This is a genomic window from Flavobacterium sp. (genome assembly GCF_044371705.1).
GTDB lineage: Bacteria > Bacteroidota > Bacteroidia > Flavobacteriales > Flavobacteriaceae > Flavobacterium.
This window is the reverse complement of record NZ_JBILTE010000052.1, coordinates 1-14767: the sequence shown is the minus strand read 5'-3', so window position 1 is coordinate 14767 and position 14767 is coordinate 1. Positions and strand designations below refer to the sequence as shown.

The following is a 14767-nucleotide window of genomic DNA, read 5'->3' as shown; positions in this document are numbered from 1 at the left end:
CCTTGCATCAAAATGACGTTTAAAAAAATAAATACTAATGAAAAATGTTTCATGCTATTAGAATTTTATTGACAAACAAATCATAATCAAAAGAACATAAAAATGAAATATCCGTAAAACATCTATTGAAAACAGTCATTATTTTTGAAACGACTTAATTAAATTGACATATTCTTCCGCTGAAACATTTTTAAAGCCGGTCATTCCTCACGCTTTTCCATTTTTATCTAATAAAAGAACTAATGGAAAACTTCCGTTTTGATTATATTTTTCAGCTAATTTTTTGTTTTGTTCGGTAAGTTCCGGATTTAATTGATTTGCTTTTTTCTCAGGAAAATCAGCTTTGTAAATTACCCAATTTTTTTCAGCCTCAGTTTGGAAAACATTAGAATTAAACACATTTTTTTCAAATTTCATACAAGGAGCAAACCAATCAGAACCGGAAAAAACCAATACTATATTTTTATTTTCTTTAATGGCTTTGGATTTTGCCTCCTCAAAACTAGTTTGCCAATTTTGTGCCAATAAAATCGTATTGCTGAAAAGGAACAAAAGAAACAAAACTTTTTTCATCCGATAAATTTTTATGTAAAATTAACGGAAAAGAGAGTAAGATTTTGAATGATTAAAATTAATTAAGCGAATCTTAAGTTACAACAATCCATTGTACTTGCGAATAAACCATTCAGCCGCTAAAGACAATGCAATCAAAACCAATAACCAAATCCATTCGATAGTAGGTGTTTTTTTCACGGTTTCCTTTTCAATGGTTTTATAATTTTCATTGGAAAGCAATGATTGTATCAAGTCATCCACTTGATTGGGAAGGTACAACTGACCTTTGGTTTGAGTAGTCAATTGCATGAGTCGCATTACATCAGGATTGACAAATTGTTTTTCAATGTCAAAATCTAACACATCAAATTGTCCGGAATACGAAGCATTGGAAGTTAGTTCTTTCACAGTAAAGCTGTAGGCTCCTGCCTCTAATCCGTCTAAATTGACTTTGTAACTATTGGCCGATTTCAACAAATCATACCTTTTTGTTTGCTTGGTGTTTTTATTTACTGCTGTAATAGTCAGACGTGCTTTTTCATCAAACTCATAATTTTTATTAAAATATTGGGCACTGATTTCAATGGCATCTCCTGAATTATAGAAATTCTCATGCGTGACAACTAAATTTTTTCGAGTATTAGAGGAAGCTAAAAACTGAATGGTTTTATCCAAAAAAACATCAAATTTTTCAAAACTTTGGGTATCACTATGACTTTTTAAACGCCATTTCCAAAGGTTTTCACCTATTAAAAAAGCGGTTCTAGAACCTTGATTTTCTGAGAAAGCTAGCAAGGGTTGATCTAATGGAACATTTCTGATTCGTGCCTTTAACAATACTTCCACTTGTTTTTTGGTTGAAATCGTACCAAAAGAATGTTGCAAAGGTGGTAAATTTTCAAAATCGATATTTTCGGTCGCAAAAAGATTGAAGGTCGACTGAAAATCGGCCATATAATCTTCTCGCTCGCTACTCATTTTGAATTCAAAAACCGATTGCTGTTGGTTTAAAAATGCAAAATCTGTTTGCGTTCCGGTAATGACTAAGGTGTTTAAATTGGCACTTTTATTTTTGTCAAAAACCGACTTGAATTCATTTGTGGGTTGGTACAAAATCAACACATTAAAATCCTGTAAAGAATTGATTTGACTGGGTTTAATAACGGTTACTTTTCGCTGAAGATTACCCTCCAAAGAACGTTTCAACATTCCCACATCAGGGTGATTGAAAGAAGTAACCAACGCAATTTCTGATTTTTGATCAATCACCTCAATGGCAAAATTTTTGGTATTGTTATAGGTGTTTTTCTCTGTCATAGCAGAAATAATTTTCACTTGATAAACTTGTACACCCACTGATTCCGCCGGCAATATAACGTTGAGTCTTTGCGAACGCTGGTTAGGTGAAAAAGTAACATTTTGCGAAGTGAGAATTGAATTTCCTTTACTGATACTAAACTTAGTAGTCAATGCTTTGGTTCCCGAATACGACAGAAAAACCTCCACCGGAAATTTATTCTTTAAAAAAGCATATTTGTTGACATTCAGTTGACTGATTTTTAAGTCCATCACTGTTGCAGTATCACCTAAAACAATTGGATAAACAGCATTGGAACTGTCAAATGAATATACATAATCATTCCCAATGGTTTGATTTCCATCAGTTATAATAACGGTTGGAAATAAACTGCTTTTGTAAATACTCTTCAGATTTTTACCTACTTCAAACAGTTTTGTCTGCGAACCTTTAAAATCAAATTGCTCCATCGATTCCATTTCGGATGAAAACCCATAGGATTGGACAGCATACTTTTGTTGCAAAGCTTTGGATGCAATCAATTTTTGATACACTTCCTGAGCTTTTGAAGTCGCACCCAAATCGTTTACCGATGACGAATTGTCAACTATAATAGGCAATGGAGGTTTGATGGTTTCATAACTCTTACTGGAAATTCTAGGATTTAAAAGTAACAGTAGGAGTCCAAAAATTGAAAAGAAACGTAAAAAAGCCAGCAACCAATTTATTTTCGATTGGTTTTTGGTTTTGTAGAAATACTGAAAAAATGATACTCCTCCGGCTAATAATACTGAAAGTAAAAGTAAAAGAACGGCGTTGGTAGTCATTTTTTTTTATTTTATAATTGATTCTCTTCTTGGCACGCTTTAGCCGCGATTGTAATGGAAAGCCTTGTGCAGCTCAGGTTGATTTTTTTTATGCTGAACCAAAGCGACCAACGGAAGCTCTTGGAGCAGCTTTGAAAAAAACAGCCTGAGCAAACAAGCTTGGAATGGAAAGCGGGAATAGCTTCTTATCTGTTTTCTATTTAGGTTGTTTGTTGTTTGGCCTGCTCCACAATTGATTTGCATCGACAGTTACCTAACGCTCGGGTCTGTTTGGACTTCATCATCTTGCGAAATGACAAATTGTGTATGCAAACTGCGACTGCGACTGAAAACTCCCTACGTCAGCATTCCTCCATCCACATTCATCACTTGTCCGGTTACATATGCACTCAAATCAGATGCCAAAAACAAACAAGCGTTGGCTACGTCCTCAGGAGTTCCACCGCGTTTCAACGGAATAGAATCTCTCCAGCCTTGCACCACATCTTCGTTTAATTTCCCGGTCATTTCTGTTTCAATGAAACCGGGAGCAATGGCATTGCAACGAATGTTTCGTGAACCCAATTCTAAGGCAATGGATTTGGTAAAACCAATCATACCAGCTTTGGAAGCCGCATAATTTGCCTGACCTGCATTTCCTTTAACACCTACTACTGAACTCATATTTACAATAGATCCTTTTCTGTTTTTCAACATGATTTTCTGCACCGCTTTGGTCATGTTAAACACCGATTTTAGGTTAATTTCGATGACTTTGTCGAAGTCTTCTTCCGACATACGCATCAAGAGGTTGTCTTTCGTAATTCCGGCATTGTTGATTAACACATCGATGGTTCCAAATTCAGCAATGACATCTTCAGCTAATTTCTGAGCGTCATTAAAATCGGCTGCATTTGATTGATATCCTTTAGCTTTAATTCCTAAAGCATTTAATTCGTTTTCTAAAATTAAAGCAGACTCTGCAGATGAGCTGAAGGTGAATGCAACATTTGCACCATGTTGAGCAAATACTTTAGCTATTCCACTTCCAATTCCGCGACTGGCTCCTGTAATGATGGCTACTTTTCCTTCTAATAATTTCATAAATCAAGTATAAATTAATATCAAAATAATAAAAGTCAAATATACAAATAAATGATGTTTGAAAAAAATTAACCACATTTTAAACTTTTCAAATGGACTCTTTTCGAGGATGGCCAATAATTGATATTTATTAGAGAATTTTAAGTTCTTCTGTCACTCGAAAAAAATGTTTTGAAAAAAATTAACAATTAATTGCTATTTTTATTAAACCTTTACGGTAATTAATAGTCAAAAGAGAAAAATTCAAAAAAATATATTTATATGAATCGATTACTCCTTCCCTTGTTTGTTTTAATATCATTTATTTCCTGTCAGGAAGATTCTGATTTAATAGCCATAGAAAATGAAATGTATCCAGCAGTTCAAACGACTTTTGGGACAACAATTGATTTAGATAACTTAGCCAATTATGCCAACCAATCAATTCCAACCTATATTGTTAATGATAATACCAACGGAAATAGCATAACCAATGAAGTTGCAACTTTAGGAAGGGTTTTGTTTTATGATAAAAACTTATCCTCCAACAATACTATATCTTGTGCCAGTTGTCATCAGCAACAAAATGCATTTAGCGATACGGCTATTGCCAGTCAAGGTGTAAACGGTACTACCGGAAGACATTCAATGCGATTAATAAATACACGTTTTGCCGCTGAAACAAAATTCTTTTGGGATGAAAGAGCTTTGAACCTTGAAACTCAAACTACAATGCCTATCAAAGATCATGGAGAAATGGGCTTTAGTGGCACCAATGGTGATTTGCCTTTTTCAGGATTAATTACAAAATTAAGTGCCATAGATTATTACCGGGAATTATTTGATTTTGCCTATGGATCCTCTGAAATTACAGAAAATAAAATCCAAATTGCCTTAGCTCAATTCATTCGCAGTATTCAATCTTTTGATTCAAAATATGATGCCGGAAGAGTATTGGCGACGAATGAGGGTCAACCATTTTCTAATTTCACACCACAAGAAAATCAGGGTAAAAATTTATTTTTGGCGGCTCCAACGTTTAATGCAAACGGAAGTAGAATAGGTGGCGGCTTAGGATGTGCAGGATGTCACAGAGCTCCCGAATTTGACATTTCACCAGGTTCATTAAACAATGGAATTATTGGAACAATTGGAGGTGCAGGAATTGACATAGGAAATACTAGAGCTCCTTCTTTACGAGATTTAGTCAAAGTAGACGGAACACCTAACGGACCTATGATGCATACAGGTGAAATTACTACGCTGCAAGCTGCAATTGGTCACTACGGGACGATTACTATTGCTCCAGGAAATACAAACCTTGACCCAAGATTACGTCGTAATGGTTTTGGTCAACAATTAAATTTAACAGCAGTTGAAGTAAATGCGGTAGTCGCCTTTTTGCGAACGCTTTCAGGAACTGATGTTTACACCAATGCTAAATGGTCAAATCCGTTCAATTAAAAAAATGTAAATAAAAAATCCCGCTGTCTGCAGGATTTCATTATAATTGAAGATGTTTGCTTATCCCAATACTTCTTTTACTTTTTTACCAATCTCAGCCGGAGAATCAACTACATGTATACCACATTCTCTCATGATTCTTTTCTTAGCTTCCGCTGTATCATCGGCACCACCAACAATCGCACCGGCGTGACCCATTGTACGTCCTTTTGGAGCTGTTTCACCTGCGATAAATCCAACTACAGGTTTACGATTGCCATTCGCTTTAATCCATTGTGCTGCATCTGCCTCCAATTGACCTCCAATTTCACCAATCATTACGATACAGTTTGTCTCAGGATCATTCATTAATAATTCAACAGCTTCTTTTGTTGTTGTTCCGATGATTGGATCACCACCAATGCCGATAGCCGTTGTAATTCCCAGTCCTTGTTTCACTACTTGATCGGCAGCTTCGTATGTTAAGGTACCCGATTTAGAAACAATTCCAACCGTTCCTTTTTTAAACACAAAACCGGGCATGATACCTACTTTCGCTTCACCCGGAGTGATGACACCCGGACAGTTTGGACCGATTAATCGACAGTCTTTACTTTTAATGTATGAATAGGCCTTAATCATATCTGCTACAGGAATACCTTCGGTGATAGTAATAATTACTTTAATTCCGGCATCTGCAGCTTCCATAATAGCATCTGCAGCAAAAGCCGGTGGTACAAAAATAATAGTTGTATCAGCTCCTGCTTGTTCAACAGCATCTTTTACAGTGTTAAATACCGGACGGTCTAAGTGGGTTGTCCCGCCTTTACCCGGAGTCACTCCACCTACCACATTGGTTCCGTATTCAATCATTTGTGAAGCGTGGAATGTTCCTTCGCTGCCTGTAAAACCTTGTACTATTATTTTTGAATTCTTATTAACTAAAACGCTCATGTTTGTGTAATTAAGTTTTGTTTAAATCGTGAGGCAAAAGTACTTGTTTAGAAAAAAATATCGCTAACTTTTTTGCCGTTTTTTTTATTGATTTGCTAATTTACTATATAAATTTCTGAATTTAAGGCAACTGACTCATTTGATAAGCCTTAAAAAGTTTGCCATCCTTGATTTCCCAGTTGACAAAAAAGTAAGCCAATCTGTTGATGTGGTTCGGATTTTCAATGGTAGTTCCAAAAAGAGTGTAATGTACTGCTACTAAATTATCTTCACTGATTATTTGGTGAATCTGAACCACAATTGCTTCGTAACCCGCTTTTAATTCATCTGCTATTTGGAGCAAACCGTTGCGATCTTTCTTTATCAAACCTTTGGTACTATTCCAGTCTAAAGTGGCATCCGGATGTAAAAAAACATCTAAAGTTTTACTGTTGTACAAGGCGTCCGAATTATAGAAATCTATAACCAGTTCTTTATTCGCATTCATTATTTTAATTTTTCTAAAATTTCAGGAATTCTTTTTACGTAGGCCGCTTGTTTCAAAAACTCACGAGCCTCGGTTGCCGGATTTCCATTATACACTTTATTTCCGGGTAACGATTTGCTAATACCGCATTTTGCTAAAAAAACAGCTTTGGCTCCAATGGTAACGCCACTGGTTACGCCTACTTGACCCCAAAAAGTTACCTCATCTTCAACAACAACACAACCTGCAATGCCTGTTTGCGAAGCGATTAAACATTTTTTGCCAATAACAGTATCGTGTCCGATTTGAATTTGGTTGTCCATTTTGGTTCCCTCTCCAATGGTTGTATCACCCGTCACTCCTCTGTCGATAGTGCATAACGAACCTACAGTAACATTATTTTCAATCACCACTCTGCCACAGGAAAGCAATTGGTCAAAACCTTCCGGACGTTTTTTATAATAAAAGGCATCCGCACCAATGATTGTTCCTGCATGAATTACAACATTATCACCAAGCACACAATGGTCGTAAATAGAGACATTGGAATGAATGACACAATTTTTGCCAATGGTTACGTGATTTCCGATAAAACAGTTGGGTTGAATCACTGTATCTTCACCTATTTGTGCGGAATGAGCAATGGAAACATTTGAATGAACAAAAGGGCGGAAATGATTGGATAACTTATTAAAATCTCTGAACGGATCATCAGAAATCAATAACACTTTTCCCTTCGGACATTCAACTTCTTTATTAATTAAAACAATGGTAGCAGCCGATTGCAATGCCTTATCATAGTATTTAGGATGGTCCACAAAAACAATATCTCCCGGTTCAACTACATGAATTTCGTTCATCCCAAGCACCGGAAAATTGTCGGCACCAACAAAGTCACAGCTAATGATTGCAGCAATTTCTTTTAGTGTATGTGTTTGCGGAAATTTCATAAACTTTCTACTTTGTTATTTGAAATTGTTATTGTAATTATTGAAGCTATTCTTTGACTCTTTCCATATAATTACCGGTTGCCGTGTCAATTTTAATTTTATCTCCTTCATTGATAAACAAGGGGACATTTACACTTGCTCCTGTTTCAACTTTTGCAGGCTTTGTTGCATTCGTTGCAGTGTTGCCTTTCACTCCAGGTTCGGCATAAGTAACTTCCAAAACAATAGAAGCCGGCATATCTACAGACAAAGGTAAGTCAGTTTCTGTATTAATTTGGACCATTACTTCGGTACCTTCCTTTAATAAATCCGGAGCATCTAAAATATCTTTATTCAAAGTAATTTGCTCAAATGTTTCGGTATTCATAAAATGATAATTGGTTCCTTCAGCATATAAAAATTGAAAAGTGTGCGTTTCAACACGCACTACATCAATTTTATGACCGGCAGAAAAGGTATTATCCAATACTTTACCGTTGGTTAAACTTTTTAATTTTGTTCGCACGAAAGCCGGGCCTTTTCCTGGTTTTACGTGAAGAAATTCAATGATTTTGTATATATCATGATTGTGTTTGATGCATAACCCGTTTCTAATATCTGATGTACTTGCCATTATTGTTTATTTATATTTTTTAAATCTTTAGTCTATACTCTATATACTACTTACTCCAAACTCCCTACTTTCCTAATAAGCCCCCGTATATCCCTTCATTATTCCACGTGAAGAATTTCGGATAAACTGAAGTATTTCATCACGTTCAGGTGAAGCCATCATTTCAGCTTCAATGATACTGACTGCCTGTGAAGTGTTGTAATTTTTTTGATAAAGTATGCGGTAGATTTCTTGAATTTCTCTAATTTTCTCAGTAGTAAAACCTCTTCTTCGTAAACCAACGGAATTAATTCCCACATAAGAAAGAGGCTCTTTTGCTGCTTTGGTATAAGGTGGTACATCTTTACGAACCAGTGAACCTCCAGAAATCATTGCATGATCGCCAATGTGAATGAATTGATGAATGGCTGCCAAACCTCCAATAATGGCATAATTCCCCACAATTACGTGTCCGGCTAAAGCTACACCGTTTACAATAATTGCATTATCACCAATGTGACAATCGTGAGCAATATGAGCGGTGGCCATGATTAAACAATTGTTCCCAATTTTGGTCTGACCCGATGCAATGGTGCCTCTGTTAATAGTTACACATTCTCTAACTGTAGAATTATCGCCAATTATTGCCAACGATTCTTCACCTCCAAATTTTAAATCTTGGGGAACTGCGGAAATTACTGCTCCAGGAAAAATATTGCAATTTTTACCAATGCGGGCACCTTCCATGATGGTCACATTGGAGCCAATCCATGTTCCTTCACCAATCACTACGTTATTATGAATAGTTGTAAACGGATCGATAACTACATTTCGTGCAATTTTTGCTCCGGGATGTACATATGCTAAAGGTTGATTCATAAGTTCTTTTTTAGTTCTTTTTGGCAATTTGTGCCATCAATTCTGCTTCTGCAACCAATTTACCATTGGCATACGCGTGGGCTTGCATGTGACAAATACCTCTTCGAATAGGCGTTATTAAATCACATTTAAAAATTAAAGTATCTCCGGGTAAAACTTTTTGCTTAAATTTTACATTGTCAATTTTCATGAAAAAAGTCAAGTAATTTTCAGGATCTGGGACAGTGCTCAGCACTAAAATCCCTCCGGTTTGTGCCATCGCCTCCACGATAAGAACACCCGGCATTACCGGAGCATTAGGAAAATGCCCAATAAAAAAAGGTTCGTTCATCGTAACATTTTTTAATCCTACAACGTGTTTATCAGACAGTTCGAAAATTTTATCGACCAATAAAAAGGGCGGACGGTGCGGCAACATAGCCATGATTTTATGGATGTCCATCAAAGGCTCCTGATGCAAATCATAGGTAGGTACTTGATTGCGTTGTTCTAATTTGATTATTTTAGATAATTTCTTTGCGAACTGTGTGTTCACAAAATGACCCGGTTTATTGGCAATCACTTTACCTTGAATACGAATTCCGACCAAAGCCAAATCACCTATCACATCCAACAATTTATGTCTCGCTGCTTCATTCGGATAATGCAACGTTAAATTATCAAGAATTCCATTGGGCTTCACTGCAATGGTATCCTTTCCAAAAGCAACTTTCAAATTTTCCATAGTTGATGGAGATATCTCTTTATCCACATAAACGATAGCGTTATTTAAATCGCCTCCTTTAATTAGACCATTGTCTAACAAAGTTTCTAGTTCATGCAAAAAACTGAACGTTCGTGCATCGGCGATTTCAGTTTTAAAATCGCTCAGTTTTTTCAAAGTAGCATTTTGTGTACCTAAAACTTTAGTACCAAAATCAACCATGGTTGTCACACAATAACTGTCATGAGGTATTACTGTTATTTCACTTCCGGTAGCCTCGTCAGTATAAGAAATCACTTCTTTAACAACGTAAACATTGCGTGCAGCTTCTTGTTCTACTACACCTGCTTCCTCAATTGCTTGCACAAAATACTTCGATGAACCATCCATAATTGGTGGCTCGGACGCATTTAATTCGATAATCAGATTGTCTAAATCACAACCCATACAGGCGGCAAGCACGTGTTCGGATGTTTGAATTTTAACTGCATTCTTTTCTATATTGGTTCCACGCTGTGTATTTACCACATAGTTTGCATCGGCTTCTATAATTGGATTTCCTTCCAAATCAACACGTACAAAAGTAAATCCGTGATTGATGCCTGCAGGTTTGAAAGTCATTGTAACTTCCTGACCGGTATGCAATCCCACGCCTTTGAGCGTTACTTCCTTCTGAATGGTCTTTTGCTTAACCATGATAATTTATTTATTTTGATGAATTAATTGATTTTTTAACTTCTTCAAAATCGCTGACCATCTTTGGTAAGTTTTTGAAGTGTACGTACGACTTAGCAAAATCGCCATACCCAAAGGCTGGAGAACCTTGCACCACGTCGCCGTCTTTAAGGTTTTTACCAATTCCTGATTGAGCTTGTATGCGAACACCATCACCAATAGTTAAATGCCCCACAATACCTACTTGTCCGCCAATCATACAGTTTTTTCCTATTTTTGTAGAACCTGCAATTCCGGTTTGAGCAGCAATCACAGTGTTCTCACCAATTTCAACGTTGTGAGCAATTTGTATTTGATTGTCTAATTTGGCTCCTTTTCTGATAACTGTAGAGCCTAAAGTTGCACGGTCGATGGTTGAACACGAACCTATTTCAACGTTGTCTTCGATAATCACATTTCCAATTTGTGGGACTTTATCATACGTTCCGTCCTCTTTTGGAGCAAAGCCAAAACCATCCGAACCTACAATAGTTCCGGAGTGAATGGTGCAATTATTTCCAATAACTGTTTCCGAATAAATCCGAACACCTGCAAATAATATACAATGGTTACCTATAGTAACATTATCTCCAATAAACGTGTTGGGATAAATCTTTACTTCTTTGCCGATAGTAACATTTTTACCTACATAACAAAAAGCTCCTAAATACAATCCGTCGCCGTAGGTAACATTATCAGAAACAAACGATGGTTGTTCAATTCCGGACTTCATTAACTTTACTTGATTATAATATTCAAGTAATTTGGAAAATGCTTTGTATGCATCTTCCACTTTAATAAGTGTGGTAGATAATGCTTGTTCCGCTTCAAAAGATCTATTAACAATGGTTATCGTTGCCTGAGTGGTATAAATAAAATTATTATACTTGGGGTTGGCTAAAAAGGTCAACGACCCTTCTACCCCTTCTTCGATTTTAGCTAATTTAAAAACTTCTGCCTGAGGATTCCCTTCGACTTCGCCTTCTAATATCCCTGCTATTTGTTCTGCTGTGAATTTCATCTGGACAAAAATATAAAAATCTCGTGAATAGTGGTTATTTTTCCGCAAGGACTTTCGGAAAACAAATATAATACTTAGTGACCATTTGCAGCAGGGCTTTTGAATTGAACTGATCGGATGTTTCTAACACATCTTCAATGGTTTTGTCCTTTTTTAAAATCCGAATCGGCTCACCTTCTTTATTGTAAGCTTGGTTTTTTATTTTCCCTTTGTATACAAAATATGTAGCTTCTGCAGCTGATAATGCAAAAACATCCATCACTTGCGATTGATAATCATGTACAGCTGCTTTAGAAACTTTTTCATTGCTTACATGTATTTTTAATAAATCACGGTTAATTATCATGGTGCTCAATTGACTTAAAATAAAGTCGGAGTGCGATTGCCACTCCTTTAATGCACTTATAATGTCAAAATCATCTAATGACGCAAATTGTGCCAGGACGTGGGTATCAAACTCCTTCAATTCAACTTTATGCAATAGAAAAAATTGCAATGGTTTACTGCAAGGTAATTCCTCTCCTATTTGCGTCAATTCTTTGGCACGTTTTAATACTTTGGTCAGCATTAATTCTGCCACCAGACTGGTTTTATGCAAATAGGCTTGCCAATACATCAATCGGCGAGCCATGAGGAATTTTTCGATGGAATAAATACCTTTTTCATCCATCACCAACTCATCATCAACTACGTTTAACATCTGAATCAAACGATCGGAATTGATGTTTCCTTCGGCAACACCAGAATAAAAACTGTCCCGTTTTAAATAATCCATACGATCCATATCGAGCTGACTGGAGATTAACTGCAACATAAATTTACGGTGGTATTCGCCTTTAAAAACTTTAATAGCTAACGAAAGTTGCCCGTCAAACTCTGCATTCAATTGCTCCATTAAAAGTAGTGACAATTGCTCATGGTGCACATTTTCAACAATACTTTGTTCCAACGCATGCGAAAAAGGTCCGTGTCCGATGTCGTGTAACAAAATAGCTACCAACAAAGCGGTTTCTTCCTCTTTTGAAATGGATACTTCCTTAAACCGCAATACTTCAACAGCTTGTTGCATCAAATGCATGGCTCCCAACGCATGATGGAAACGGGTGTGATGTGCACCGGGATAAACCAAATACGACATTCCCATTTGCGAAATTCGTCGCAACCGCTGAAAAAAAGGATGCTGGATTAAATCGAATACAAGCGTATTGGGTATGGATATAAACCCGTAAATTGGGTCGTTGAAGATCTTTAGTTTGTTGGTCTGGCTCACTGCTGCATACAATTGGAGAGCAAATATAAGGAAAAGTGGGGTTGGATGGGTTAGTTGAAAATTTTATAAGTATGTGAGACTTGTTTGAATAAAACTTTGATAGATAAAACTATTAAATTATAGAATTTGATACTCCACGAAAACCATCACATCAATTTGCCTTTGATTACTATCATAAAAAAGCCTTTTTAAAGCCCGGTTTTTCTCTGTTTTTTGATGCTTGTTCATACGAATAGGCAATTCCTATTAGTTTTGGTTCTGAGTATGCGGTTCCAAAAAATGATAAACCCACGGGCAAATCATATACTTTTCCAGCAGGGACAGTTATATGCGGATAGCCACTAGCTGCAGCAGGACTGGTTAAAGAGTACCCCCACCGATCTCCGTAAATCATATCAATACTACATGCGGGTCCCATAGTAATTCCGCAAATAGCATCTAGTTGATTATCAAGAAAAACAGTATCAAGCACTTTTTTACTTCCATTAAAACTCTTATTTAAAGCATCCAAATATTTTTCATCAGTTAGCGGAAGTTTTGCATTGGAACTTTCCAACAGTTCTTGCTTAAAATAAGGCATTGCTTGATTTTCATTGGTTTTATTGAAATCAATCACGTCTTGTAACGATTTAACTTTGGCATTGGCTTGTGATAAATAGTTGTTGAGTCCGTCCTTGAATTCATATTGCAAAACTTCATATTCAGCTTCGCCTAGAGCGTTTATTTGGTCGATGTAGTCAATCTGTATAATAATAGCTCCGCTTTTTTTCAGTTGATTCAATGCAATTTCAAAAAGTGCATTAATGAACTGATTGTTACCTTGCGGTTTCCTTTCCACTCCAATACGTTTGCCTTTTAATGCATTTGCATCTAAAAATTGGGTGTAATCAGAAAAACTTTTTCCAACACTTTCGTTGCTGACAAGGTCTGCTGTGTCAATACCCGTCAAAACACCCAATAAAATGGAAGCATCTTTTACGGTTCGTGCCATCGGACCGGCAGTGTCTTGTGTTTTTGAGATGGGAATAATTCCGGAACGACTAACCAATCCAACGGTTGGTTTGATTCCCACAATTCCATTCACCGAAGCCGGACAAACAATCGAACCATCCGTTTCGGTTCCCACAGCAACCACGCATAAATTTGCTGCTACTGCCACACCCGAACCTGAACTCGAACCGCACGGATTGTGATCTAAACAATAAGGATTTTTTGTTTGGCCTCCTCTGCTGCTCCATCCTGAACTTGATTGGGTAGAACGAAAGTTCGCCCATTCACTTAAATTTGATTTACCAATAATCACCGCACCCGCGTCTCTCAATTTCTTTACAATAAACGCATCTTTCGAAGCTATATTTCCAATCATGGCCAAAGATCCCGCTGTTGTTTGCATTTTGTCTGCAGTATCAATATTGTCTTTGATTACAATGGGAATGCCGTGAAGCGGACCTCTAATCTTGCCGTTTTTTCGCTCGTCGTCCATTTGCTTTGCAATTGAAACAGCCTCGGGATTTATTTCGATAATTGCATTTAATTGAGTTCCATTTGTATCAATCGATTCAATTCTTTTTAAATATAAATTAACCAACTCTTCCGAAGTGTACTTTCCCGCACTTAATTTCTGACCTAAATCACTAATTGTTTGTTCGTCAAGTTCAAAGTCGTCCGATGGATCTGTTTCGTCATTGATACCTGCGTTTTTTTGTTTTGCATCAGCACAACTTCCTACAAAAAGAGTTGCAAGGCCAAGAGAAGCTAAAGTTGTAGCTGTTAAAAAGGATCTTCTTTTCATTTATATAAGTAAAGGTTGTATAAGTTATAATTAATTTACAATCAATAAAAATAGTAATAATAAAATTAATTAAGTTAAAAATCAATCTTTTATGTTCTAAAAATGAACACTTTGTATAGCGGGAAATCGAATTTTAAAGTTATATTTGTCAAAATTATATTTTTATTATTCAATTAAAAATAAAATGAAACATCTTTTACTTTCGGCAGCATTCTTTCTTACTTTATCACAAAGTGCGTTTG

Annotated in this window: 13 protein-coding genes; 1 reads left to right on the top strand and 12 read right to left on the bottom strand. The window is 36.4% G+C overall.

Features of this window, described 5'->3' with window-relative positions:
* Nucleotides 1-207 precede the first annotated feature (207 nt).
* From ACIQ2S_RS05415 to fabG, 3 genes are all read right to left on the bottom strand, one after another.
* The gene (locus tag ACIQ2S_RS05415; RefSeq protein ID WP_396173647.1) at nt 208-573 is read right to left on the bottom strand and encodes a thioredoxin family protein; all 366 of its coding nucleotides are present in this window, start codon (nt 571-573) and stop codon (nt 208-210) included.
* 78 nt (nt 574-651) lie between these two features.
* Nucleotides 652-2679, bottom strand: coding sequence for a hypothetical protein (locus ACIQ2S_RS05410; RefSeq protein WP_396173645.1), 2028 nt, complete (start codon nt 2677-2679; stop codon nt 652-654).
* Between the two features lie 336 nt (nt 2680-3015).
* Nucleotides 3016-3762, bottom strand: a complete 747-nt coding sequence (gene fabG, locus ACIQ2S_RS05405) for a 3-oxoacyl-[acyl-carrier-protein] reductase (protein WP_396173643.1) — start codon at nt 3760-3762, stop codon at nt 3016-3018.
* Nucleotides 3763-4023: 261 nt separating this feature from the next.
* Here fabG and ACIQ2S_RS05400 point away from each other — a divergent pair, with 261 nt between their 5' ends.
* Entirely contained in the window at nt 4024-5205 is a 1182-nt protein-coding gene (locus tag ACIQ2S_RS05400) for a cytochrome-c peroxidase (RefSeq protein WP_396173640.1), read from the top strand.
* 60 nt (nt 5206-5265) lie between these two features.
* Here the strand turns inward: ACIQ2S_RS05400 and sucD are convergent, their stop codons facing one another.
* The 9 genes from sucD to ACIQ2S_RS05355 all read right to left on the bottom strand — a co-directional run bounded on the left by sucD (nt 5266) and on the right by ACIQ2S_RS05355 (nt 14525).
* Nucleotides 5266-6138, bottom strand: coding sequence for a succinate--CoA ligase subunit alpha (sucD, locus tag ACIQ2S_RS05395; RefSeq protein ID WP_396173638.1), 873 nt, complete (start codon nt 6136-6138; stop codon nt 5266-5268).
* Between the two features lie 121 nt (nt 6139-6259).
* Nucleotides 6260-6625 carry a nuclear transport factor 2 family protein gene (locus ACIQ2S_RS05390; RefSeq protein WP_396173637.1) on the bottom strand — a complete coding sequence of 122 codons (366 nt, stop codon included), beginning with the start codon at nt 6623-6625 and terminating at the stop codon, nt 6260-6262.
* Complete coding sequence (locus ACIQ2S_RS05385) at nt 6625-7554, bottom strand: UDP-3-O-(3-hydroxymyristoyl)glucosamine N-acyltransferase (RefSeq protein WP_396173635.1); 930 nt, start codon at nt 7552-7554, stop codon at nt 6625-6627. Before ACIQ2S_RS05385 ends, ACIQ2S_RS05390 begins: the two co-directional genes overlap by 1 nt.
* A 46-nt stretch (nt 7555-7600) precedes the next feature.
* Entirely contained in the window at nt 7601-8167 is a 567-nt protein-coding gene (efp, locus tag ACIQ2S_RS05380) for an elongation factor P (RefSeq protein WP_396173633.1), read from the bottom strand.
* Nucleotides 8168-8239: 72 nt separating this feature from the next.
* Nucleotides 8240-9025, bottom strand: coding sequence for an acyl-ACP--UDP-N-acetylglucosamine O-acyltransferase (gene lpxA, locus ACIQ2S_RS05375; RefSeq protein ID WP_396173631.1), 786 nt, complete (start codon nt 9023-9025; stop codon nt 8240-8242).
* Nucleotides 9026-9035: 10 nt separating this feature from the next.
* Nucleotides 9036-10424, bottom strand: a complete 1389-nt coding sequence (locus ACIQ2S_RS05370; protein ID WP_396173629.1) for a bifunctional UDP-3-O-[3-hydroxymyristoyl] N-acetylglucosamine deacetylase/3-hydroxyacyl-ACP dehydratase — start codon at nt 10422-10424, stop codon at nt 9036-9038.
* A gap of 10 nt (nt 10425-10434) precedes the next feature.
* A complete protein-coding gene (gene lpxD, locus ACIQ2S_RS05365; RefSeq protein ID WP_396173627.1) occupies nt 10435-11463 on the bottom strand; it encodes a UDP-3-O-(3-hydroxymyristoyl)glucosamine N-acyltransferase in 1029 nt (342 codons plus the stop codon).
* Between the two features lie 34 nt (nt 11464-11497).
* Nucleotides 11498-12733, bottom strand: a complete 1236-nt coding sequence (locus ACIQ2S_RS05360) for an HD domain-containing protein (protein ID WP_396173624.1) — start codon at nt 12731-12733, stop codon at nt 11498-11500.
* Nucleotides 12734-12905: 172 nt separating this feature from the next.
* Nucleotides 12906-14525 carry an amidase gene (locus ACIQ2S_RS05355; protein ID WP_396173622.1) on the bottom strand — a complete coding sequence of 540 codons (1620 nt, stop codon included), beginning with the start codon at nt 14523-14525 and terminating at the stop codon, nt 12906-12908.
* Nucleotides 14526-14767: the final 242 nt, after the last annotated feature.

Bases quoted from the DNA above. Each gene is read 5' to 3' on its own strand.
- ACIQ2S_RS05415 (WP_396173647.1), bottom strand. From the start codon at position 573: ATGAAAAAAGTTTTGTTTCTTTTGTTCCTTTTCAGCAATACGATTTTA.
- ACIQ2S_RS05410 (WP_396173645.1), bottom strand. From the start codon at position 2,679: ATGACTACCAACGCCGTTCTTTTACTTTTACTTTCAGTATTATTAGCC.
- fabG (WP_396173643.1), bottom strand. From the start codon at position 3,762: ATGAAATTATTAGAAGGAAAAGTAGCCATCATTACAGGAGCCAGTCGC.
- ACIQ2S_RS05400 (WP_396173640.1), top strand. From the start codon at position 4,024: ATGAATCGATTACTCCTTCCCTTGTTTGTTTTAATATCATTTATTTCC.
- sucD (WP_396173638.1), bottom strand. From the start codon at position 6,138: ATGAGCGTTTTAGTTAATAAGAATTCAAAAATAATAGTACAAGGTTTT.
- ACIQ2S_RS05390 (WP_396173637.1), bottom strand. From the start codon at position 6,625: ATGAATGCGAATAAAGAACTGGTTATAGATTTCTATAATTCGGACGCC.
- ACIQ2S_RS05385 (WP_396173635.1), bottom strand. From the start codon at position 7,554: ATGAAATTTCCGCAAACACATACACTAAAAGAAATTGCTGCAATCATT.
- efp (WP_396173633.1), bottom strand. From the start codon at position 8,167: ATGGCAAGTACATCAGATATTAGAAACGGGTTATGCATCAAACACAAT.
- lpxA (WP_396173631.1), bottom strand. From the start codon at position 9,025: ATGAATCAACCTTTAGCATATGTACATCCCGGAGCAAAAATTGCACGA.
- ACIQ2S_RS05370 (WP_396173629.1), bottom strand. From the start codon at position 10,424: ATGGTTAAGCAAAAGACCATTCAGAAGGAAGTAACGCTCAAAGGCGTG.
- lpxD (WP_396173627.1), bottom strand. From the start codon at position 11,463: ATGAAATTCACAGCAGAACAAATAGCAGGGATATTAGAAGGCGAAGTC.
- ACIQ2S_RS05355 (WP_396173622.1), bottom strand. From the start codon at position 14,525: ATGAAAAGAAGATCCTTTTTAACAGCTACAACTTTAGCTTCTCTTGGC.